This is a genomic window from Bacteroidota bacterium, assembly GCA_034439655.1.
GTDB lineage: Bacteria > Bacteroidota > Bacteroidia > UKL13-3 > UKL13-3 > CANJUD01.
On the sequence record JAWXAU010000003.1, the window covers coordinates 40966 to 49565 of the forward strand.

Here is an 8600-nt window from a genome sequence, read left to right on the forward strand (position 1 = left end):
ATTGTATATCATATTTACAATTTTTATTTACTCCCAACTACAATAGTGGTGAAGTCTTCTTTGTTTAAATATTTATTAGCCAAAAGTTGAACCGTTTGAATAGAAGTATTTTTTATCGCATTTAAATAAGTTGTATAATATTCCCAATCTAGTTTCTCATTTAAAAGCATTTGTAGTCTGTCTGCTTGGGCAAAAGAACCATCAAAAAGTCGGGCCAAATTACCACACATATAGTTTTTCACCGTGCGAAGCTCTTCCTCCGTTACAGGCTCTGTTTTTAATTTGTTAATTTCGTAATCGATGCAAGCAAGGGTATCGTTCCATTTATCATTCAGCACCTCTGTGTGTATGGAGAACACACCAAAATCCGCAATGTTTTGCAAGCTACAACCAATCCCATAAGTATAACCTTTTTCTTCGCGTATGTTTTTCATCAACCTAGAACCAAAGTAACCACCAAGCAGCGTACTTACCACCTGCATACATACGAAATCTGGGTGCTTGCGATTAATTAGTTTTGTTCCCATGTGAATGGCTGCTTGAATAGATTCGTCCTTTTGAATAAAGATCAATCCTTTTTGGGGTATATAGTCAGACAATAAATCTGTGTGGGTAGTTGCTTTTGTGCTAGTATAAATGTTTAATTCTTTAATAGTGTCAATTATTATGTTGCTACAGCATCCTGAAAGTACGATTTGTTGCAAACCGGATTTGATTAATGTTTCAAAAAAAGCATTTAGATCAGATTGTTTTAATGCATCATAGTCTGTGGTTTCTGAAATGTTGCCCAAGGGGTGTTGTGTACCCCAAAAAGCTTTAGCAAATGCTCGTTTGCAAATAGTTCCGTTTTTTTGCAAATCAACAAGAAGCCGTTGTTTTTGGCGATTTATATATAAGTCTATTTCCTTGTTTTCAAAAGACGCATTGCTTATAATATCTATTATGAGAATAAAGATGTCTTTAAAATTCGGCTCAGTACCGAAAACAGTGAGCTTTGAATAATTATAGGCAATATCTTTCTCGAGAAAGGAGCCGTAAAAGTCAAGGCTTTCATGAATCTGTTCCGAGGACTTACCAAATGTTCCCTCTGTCATTAAATTGAATGCAGCGTTAGATGTTGTGGGCTGCAAATTGTGCTTAATACCTGCTGCAAAATATAAATCTATCCGAAACCCGATGGTGTTAAGCTCAGGCAATAAATGCAATGTTACGCCATTATCCAAAACCAACTTTTTATGATTGGGCACAGGGAGTGTATCCACCAAGTTAATAGCAGGAGAGGCTTGTCTAAAATCAAAAGTTTTACTTTGGTTCATAATATAGGGTAGAGCAATTGGTTGGAACTAAAACTTGCTTTGCCACTTTTTGTATATGTTCTTTTTGTACGTTATTATATAAATCTAGTTCAGTATTTACCCAATCAATGTGGCCAATGTTTTCGGCAAATGCAAGATTCATGGCCTTATTCATAAGGTTTAGTTGGCCAAAAACAAATATGCTTTCTGCTTTGTTTTTCACCTTTTGTAATTCGGTATCAGTTACAGTTTCTTGCTGCAGCTTGATGAGTTCAATACTTATACCTTCCTCCGCTTGTTCAAAAGTAATATTATCATTCAAGCGTCCTTCCACAACAAACAATCCAGCATCAATATCGCCACTTATGTATGCGTTGATGTCGCTAAACAATTTTTGTTCCTTAACAAGTTTGTTTAACAAACGTCCTGATTTCCCCCCAGAAAGTATATCGGACATAAAATCGGTGGCATGGAAATCGACGTGGAGGCGATCGCACATGTGATAGGCCTTATATATTGCTTTTTGGGGAACATCAGCTTTTACGGTTTCGAATCTTTCCTCATTTTGCAGCGGCTCTATGGGCATATTTGTTTTTGTAATATTGCGGTTTTCAATTCCACCAAACCACTTTTCGGCGAGCCTTACCGTTTCATCAAAAGATATGTTGCCCGCTATAGACAGTATTGCATTGTCAGGCCCATAATGTTTGTAGAAGAATTCTTTCACATCTTTTAGAGAAGCGTTTTCAATATGCGATAGTTCTTTACCAATAGTAGCCCACTGGTATGGGTGGGTTTTGTATGCCAGAGGTCTTAGCTTTAACCACACATCGCCATAAGGTTGGTTTAGGTAGCGTTGTTTGAACTCTTCGCACACTACTTTGCGTTGCACCTCGAGGCTTTGTTCGCTGAAGTCTAACTGTAACATACGATCACTTTCTACCCACAGTGCTGTTTCAATATTTGCTGCGGGCAGTGTTTCGTAATAGTTTGTGATATCGTTATTGGTAAAAGCATTGTTGTCTCCACCTGCAAGTTGCAAAGGGGTATCGAAGTTAGGCACATTAATACTGCCACCAAACATTAAGTGCTCGAACAAGTGAGCAAAGCCTGTCTTAGCGGGGTTCTCGTTCTTTGCCCCCACTTTATATAATACATTTACCACCACCATCGGGGTGTTTGCATCGTAGTGGTGAATAACGGTTAGACCGTTTTTAAGCTGGTATTTTTCGTATTTAATCAAAGCTGTGAGTTAAGGAAAACAAAGCAAAATGCTATGGAAATAACATAGTATAGATTTGCTGATTTTTCAACCCACAAAAATAAAGGAAAAAAAAGATATATGAGGCTAAGTTATTTACGGTACTGCAACCGCGTGTATACTTTTTGCAACAAACGGTCTATTACCAACTGGGCCAAAGTATTAGGCTGTTCTGCTTCGGGAACATTTTGAAGTGTATCCTTAAAAAGCTCTTCTTTCACATCAACAAGGTACATAAAACTCATGAGCTTTGCAATGCCCTGCCCTTGTTTATCGTGGATATGGGCCGCAATTTTGCTTTTTACAGCATTCATAGAACTAGCCTCGGTGTAGGTTTCGAGATATTGGCCAAGCAAAACCTCAAGCTCAATAATAACCAATTGTTCATTGGGCTCCATTATTTTGACGAATGGACTAAGATAATCTTTCGCTCGATGCCCGAGGTAGAATAACCGGGGAGGAAGGGGATTGTGGTTACGAGCCCGCCCTTTTCAGTAACTATATCAAAACCCACAATATTTTCAGGTATGTAATCTCCGCCCTTTACCAGTACATCGGGCTGAATGGATTTGATGAGGTTAAAGGGCGTATCCTCGTTGAAGAGCATTACGGCATCCACAAAAAAGAAGGCCGCCATAATTTGTAAGCGACTTTGTTCATCTTGCAGCGGACGGTGTGAGCCTTTTAGGGTGCTAACTGAGCTGTCGGTGTTGATACCCACAAAAAGTTTAGTTCCCAAAGCTTTTGCTTTTGCCAGATAATCTATATGCCCACGGTGTATAATATCGAAGCACCCGTTGGTGAACACTACCTTTTCGCCCTGCCATTTTTGTAAAAGGGTGGGCAAAGCATGAGGTGTAATAATTTTACACAATATTTGTTCGCTTGGGTTCAAGGTTTTTACTTTTAAAAATGAGCCAAAAATAACAAAGAGAACCCATCACAACAAACATAATAAGCTGGGCGAAGAAAACGATATTGGCCCAAGCGTCGCCATCGGCACGGGGCACACTGAATAGCATAAGGGTATAGGCAGATATAAGCTGAAATGCACCCACACCACCTGGGGTAGGCACTATCATAGCCAAGCTGCCCGCCACCAATACGGTAATCGCATTCGAGAAAGTAAGATCATGCGTGGCCGGAATGCTTTTAAAAGCTGTATACATCATCATTAAGTAGCAGAACCAAATAGCGACAGTGTATAATAGGAACAAGAACTTGTTTTTAACCACAAGGATGCTTTTAAGCCCTTGCCAGAAACCAAAGAAAAGGTTCTTTACTTTGTGGTATAAGGCCATTTGCACTATGCGTTTACGTAGCACAAAAACAAGCATGGCAAACCCGGCCATACAACCTAGCAGAATAGGCATTAGCAAAGAGTTGCCGTTTGTGCCTTCTGTTTGTTTTTTAAGATCGTTATATAACTGGCTTATTAATTCGTATTGGAACACAAAGGCGAGGCCTAGTAAAAGCAGCATGACCACCACATCAAAAACACGCTCTGCAACCACACTTCCCACAGATTTTTCCAAATCAATATCGTCCGACTTTTTGAGCATTGCACAGCGGCTCACTTCGCCGGCCCGGGGTATGGCATAGTTTACCATATAGCCTACCATTACGGCACAAAAAGTATTGAGGGTAGAGGGGGCACGGCCTGTAGCGGCGAGCAATTGGTTCCAGCGAAGTGCACGAAGAATATGGCTAAGCAAACCTATACTCATGGCAATAATAACCCACTTATAATCAGCATGGGTGACGGTGCTCCAAAGCTTTTTAGTATCCTGGCCACGCAAGGCGAGCCACAGCAAAGCAAGGCCAAGAAGAATAAAGGCAGTGGTTTTTAATCCGTTTTTGCTTGAAGGTTTCAACGTACTACTTTGTTATTTTCATCAGGGAATATGACCCAGGGTTTAAAGGCTTTAGCTTCTTCGAACTCCATAGAGCAATAGGAGATTATAATTACCGTGTCGCCGGTTTGTGCCAAACGGGCAGCGGGGCCATTGAGGCATACCATGCCGCTATCTAGCGGGGCTTGTATCACGTATGTTTCTAGGCGGGCACCTGTTTGCACATTGAGCACCTGTACTTTTTCGTTTTCTATAAGGTTAGCCGCTTCCATTAAAGCAAGGTCGAGGGTGATACTGCCCACATAATGTAGCTCGGTTTGGGTGAGGCGAGCACGGTGTATCTTTGATTTGAGGACTTGTATATGCATAAATACGCTTGCAAAGTTAACTCAAATCAAGCGATAGAAAACAATAGACAAATTTAACCATTTCATTTTCTATCTCTTAGTTTTGATTAGGCAGAAGTGGTTGGTGAGGACACCATTGGTGTTCAGAAGAATTTATATATCGCCCCTGACGGGGCTATGCAAATACCCCATTTCATATTTGCCAACGATGTTTTAACCTACGGGATATTAACTACGCCAGAAATGTTCCGTTATAGGCATTATCTCGGCAGCAAATAATTGTAATAAAGTTTTTGAAACACCTAAGGTGTGATATGTACCAATGGTTTCAAGATGTTCCTAACATCTGTGGTGAGGAAACCAACCACGTGCAAGCTTTGTTGAATTACGAATTACGACCCAGTCCGAGGGGGGATACCATAACACGCTATCCCAGCTCAAAGGAACATCAACACACCAGTGATTAAAGACTAACCTTTGGGTGAAACTCGGCACTGGTGGGCTCTTCGCAATCTTTACCAGTAGGTTGAATCAAGATTGTATAATCACCTTGATGCGGAGCGACTCCTTTTATCATAAGTCCCTTCTTTAGCTTAAAGGCAAGCTCAGCTTTCCCTATCTCGAACATATTAGGCAAGCCCCTTTCTTCCAGTTCAGGATTTAAAATATTGATGGTATCTAAAACTTTTGAAGTTTTAGTCATTATATGTATTTCACTTTCTACTTGAAAAGTTAAGGCAGCAGTAAAAACATACACCTTTGCATCAAAGCAAACACCCTTGGTGGGATGTTCCAATTGGAACTCACGAATAAAATCGGATATATGTTTAGATGTTTTTTGCAATGTGATACAAACAAAAAGTGTAGTTGGGGCAAAGGTGAGCATAAGCAAAGAAAAGGAGCTTACACAAGTAGTGAAAGATATTACATGGTTCACAGGTTGTTGATGCAATTGCATCTTCCTGCCCGTTGATGTTCGCAAATGACGCCTGTGTGGCCACCATAAGGGCTTGTATGTTATTGTCCATGCGTAGCTTAAGCACATTGGGCGTGCTTGCTGTTTTTGATACCAGCTTGGTATTAAAAATACATTTTAAAAGAACATCGTATATAGAAATGTAAATTAATGAAACCATGTGAGTCAACCCTAATAATAATTCTTAAACTAAAATAGTTCTCCGCCTGTGGCGGATTTGGTTTGTAGAATGGTAATGCCGAACTACAATACATTTAGTCCCTTTCTTTTGGACTATTATATATTGAGTTTCGGTATAAGCATAATCTCCTATAGGAAAAAGTGGTTTGTGTTGAGCTAATAGAACAAAGTTGAGGAATAAAATTATCGGGCTTTTATTTTTTAGCTTTGGGTTTCTTTTTAAAGAACCCTCTTAATAAAAAACTATGCTGAATTGCTTCCAAATCCTGATCTAGTTTTTTCGAACTGCTCTCTAGGTTTTTAATAGTTTCTTTAAGGTGTGCCCCTGCCACTTCATCATGAAGCAATACTCCTACAGGCGTATTTGGGTTGCTGCCCGCGTGCTTTAAGCCGTTTATAAAAACAGAGGCAGTATCCGAAATTTTTCTGAGCTGCAATACTGATAATCTTAGTGAATTATATAATATAGTGTCTGTTACCAATTCATTGGCTAGTGTCCCCTTTTTATTAAGTCCCGCACTATATACCGATAGTGAAGTTATTAATTGCTCAGCCTTTGCTGAAGCTATGTGTAGCGATGCTGTTGCCGCATCTATATTATTATACACATCATTGTTGTTCAAGAGTTTTCCCAGTGTGCCATCGCCACCTGCTAGTTTATGGCTGATGCTTTTAAAATCGGTGGTAATGGCTAAAAAATTCTTGTTGTTTTCTTGCAGCATATTTATCATATCCTCGGTAGAAAATGCTTTTTCTACGCCTAGCGTATCGCCTTCTTCCACTTGGGCGTAGCGGGGGGTTCCGCCATATATAACTAAAATTTTATTCCCGATAAGGGCATCAGAACCAATTTTAACAAAGGCATCTTTACGAATATATTGTTGTGCATTCGTTTCTACCTTCATCATTATTACCACCTGCGATTTTTTATATAGTTTTACCTCGCTCACTATACCTACTTTCACACCTGAAAACCAAATATTGCTTCCTTTTTGCAAACCATTTACATCCTCGAAAAAAGCTACTATTCTTATTTTGCTTTTAAAAGTTTCGTGTACATTGCCTATTATCATAATTCCGGCTATAAGAAAACTTAGTCCTATGGCAATAAAAAGACCTACCATTATTGCTCGTTTGTTTGGTGACTCGCTCATAATATTATTGTATAAAATTATATTTAAAAAAACTATTTATCTGTTCGTTGTCTGTATCAAAAACCTCCTCAAATGTTCCCACTTTTAAAAACTTACCATCAAGCAGCATCGCAATTCTATTGCTTGTTTCCTTGGCACAGGTAAGGTCGTGGGTTATAATAATGGAGCTTGTATTATATTGTTGCTGCACTTCATTTATCAGTTCATTAATTTCAATACAGGTAATAGGGTCAAGACCCGCAGTGGGCTCATCGTATAACATAATCTCTGGTTTAAGTATTAAAGTTCTTGCTATTCCTATTCTTTTACGTTGGCCGCCTGAAAGGTCAGAAGGCATATGGTTCATTTTGTCTTTCAAACCCACCGCATCCAATACCTCTTCCACTGCCATATCTATATCTTTCTTCCCCATGTTTTTCCTGTTCATTTTTAGTGGAAATTCAAGATTTTGACGGACACTCATACTATCATATAAAGCACTACTTTGAAACGAGAAACCCACACGCAATCGCAGAGCGTCCAATTCTTTTGTATTTAATTTATCTACTTGCTGGTCCAGCACATTTATCTCTCCCTTATCAGGCAGTAACAGGCCTACCATAAGTTTTATAAGCACCGATTTACCCGTACCCGATTTGCCTAAAACGGCCACATTCTCCCCTTTAAAGACATCCAAATCAATGCCTTTTAATACCGCTAAATCGCCGAAAGATTTATATAATCCTCTAATGGAAATTACTTTCGTTTCTTTATTTATTATATCCTCTCCTTTCGTATCCATATATTATATTAATACAAGCGTATCCAATTATATATTTGAACTACTATCATCTCTTCAATAAAAACCAAAAACATAGCAAGCACCACGGCCTCATTTGCCGCCCTGCCCACACCACGAGTGCCTTGTGTAGCATTATATCCTTTATAACACCCCACTAACCCTATGGTAAAACCAAACAAAATAGATTTGACAACCGAAGTAAATATATCGAGAAACTGTATAGTAGAAAATGCATTTTGAATAAAGGTGATAAAACTAGTAGCTTCATTGGCATTTATATTTAAATACGAACCAAGCATGGCCACCAATCCACAATATAATGAAAGTATAGGAACAGAAATAGCTGTAGCCAATACCCTAGTAACAACTAAATATTTAAATGGATTAATGGCAGATACTTCCATAGCATCTATTTGTTCGCTTACCCTCATAGAGCCCAGCTCAGCCCCTATGCCCGAGCCTACTTTTCCCGCACAAATTAAAGCTGTTACCAAAGCTCCCATAGCTTTTACTATAGCTATTCCAATAAGTGAAGGCAATAATGAGGCAGCCCCAAAATCGTCTAATGCTGGCCTCGATTGTTTGGTGAAAACAATTCCTATAATAAAACCTGTAAGCGTAATTAGCGGAAGTGATTTTAACCCAATCTCAAAGCAATAGTTAATAATCTCTCTAACGTGAAAAGGTGGCCTCACCGCTTCCTTAAAAAACCTAATAATAAATTTATAAGCACTATATATATTATATAAATAC

11 protein-coding genes are annotated in these 8600 nt (G+C 39.0%); 1 reads left to right on the forward strand and 10 read right to left on the reverse strand.

Annotation, left to right across the window (positions count from 1 at the left end; translation table 11 throughout):
• Nucleotides 1-23: 23 nt before the first annotated feature.
• The 7 genes from SGJ10_00280 to SGJ10_00310 all read right to left on the reverse strand — a co-directional run bounded on the left by SGJ10_00280 (nt 24) and on the right by SGJ10_00310 (nt 5600).
• On the reverse strand, nt 24-1316 hold the full coding sequence (locus SGJ10_00280) for an insulinase family protein (protein ID MDZ4756558.1): 1293 nt from the start codon (nt 1314-1316) through the stop codon (nt 24-26).
• Nucleotides 1303-2538, reverse strand: coding sequence for a pitrilysin family protein (locus tag SGJ10_00285; protein ID MDZ4756559.1), 1236 nt, complete (start codon nt 2536-2538; stop codon nt 1303-1305). Before SGJ10_00285 ends, SGJ10_00280 begins: the two co-directional genes overlap by 14 nt.
• Before the next feature lie 110 nt (nt 2539-2648).
• Nucleotides 2649-2954: a hypothetical protein gene (locus SGJ10_00290; protein ID MDZ4756560.1), complete on the reverse strand. Its 306-nt coding sequence runs from the start codon at nt 2952-2954 to the stop codon at nt 2649-2651.
• On the reverse strand, nt 2954-3451 hold the full coding sequence (gene rfaE2, locus SGJ10_00295) for a D-glycero-beta-D-manno-heptose 1-phosphate adenylyltransferase (protein ID MDZ4756561.1): 498 nt from the start codon (nt 3449-3451) through the stop codon (nt 2954-2956). The genes SGJ10_00290 and rfaE2 overlap by 1 nt, the downstream gene beginning before the upstream one ends.
• The gene (locus SGJ10_00300; GenBank protein MDZ4756562.1) at nt 3423-4430 is read right to left on the reverse strand and encodes a lysylphosphatidylglycerol synthase transmembrane domain-containing protein; all 1008 of its coding nucleotides are present in this window, start codon (nt 4428-4430) and stop codon (nt 3423-3425) included. The genes rfaE2 and SGJ10_00300 overlap by 29 nt, the downstream gene beginning before the upstream one ends.
• Complete coding sequence (gene panD / locus SGJ10_00305) at nt 4427-4777, reverse strand: aspartate 1-decarboxylase (protein MDZ4756563.1); 351 nt, start codon at nt 4775-4777, stop codon at nt 4427-4429. The genes SGJ10_00300 and panD overlap by 4 nt, the downstream gene beginning before the upstream one ends.
• 442 nt (nt 4778-5219) lie before the next feature.
• Nucleotides 5220-5600, reverse strand: a complete 381-nt coding sequence (locus SGJ10_00310; GenBank protein MDZ4756564.1) for a hypothetical protein — start codon at nt 5598-5600, stop codon at nt 5220-5222.
• 125 nt (nt 5601-5725) lie between these two features.
• Here SGJ10_00310 and SGJ10_00315 point away from each other — a divergent pair, with 125 nt between their 5' ends.
• Nucleotides 5726-5878 carry a hypothetical protein gene (locus SGJ10_00315; protein MDZ4756565.1) on the forward strand — a complete coding sequence of 51 codons (153 nt, stop codon included), beginning with the start codon at nt 5726-5728 and terminating at the stop codon, nt 5876-5878.
• Between the two features lie 228 nt (nt 5879-6106).
• Here SGJ10_00315 and SGJ10_00320 read toward each other — a convergent pair whose 3' ends face one another.
• The 3 genes from SGJ10_00320 to SGJ10_00330 are packed head-to-tail and all read right to left on the reverse strand — an operon-like array spanning nt 6107 to nt 8587.
• Nucleotides 6107-7066, reverse strand: a complete 960-nt coding sequence (locus SGJ10_00320) for an MlaD family protein (GenBank protein ID MDZ4756566.1) — start codon at nt 7064-7066, stop codon at nt 6107-6109.
• Between the two features lie 4 nt (nt 7067-7070).
• The gene (locus SGJ10_00325; GenBank protein MDZ4756567.1) at nt 7071-7847 is read right to left on the reverse strand and encodes an ATP-binding cassette domain-containing protein; all 777 of its coding nucleotides are present in this window, start codon (nt 7845-7847) and stop codon (nt 7071-7073) included.
• Nucleotides 7848-7855: 8 nt separating this feature from the next.
• Nucleotides 7856-8587, reverse strand: coding sequence for an ABC transporter permease (locus tag SGJ10_00330; GenBank protein ID MDZ4756568.1), 732 nt, complete (start codon nt 8585-8587; stop codon nt 7856-7858).
• Between the last annotated feature and the right edge of the window lie 13 nt (nt 8588-8600).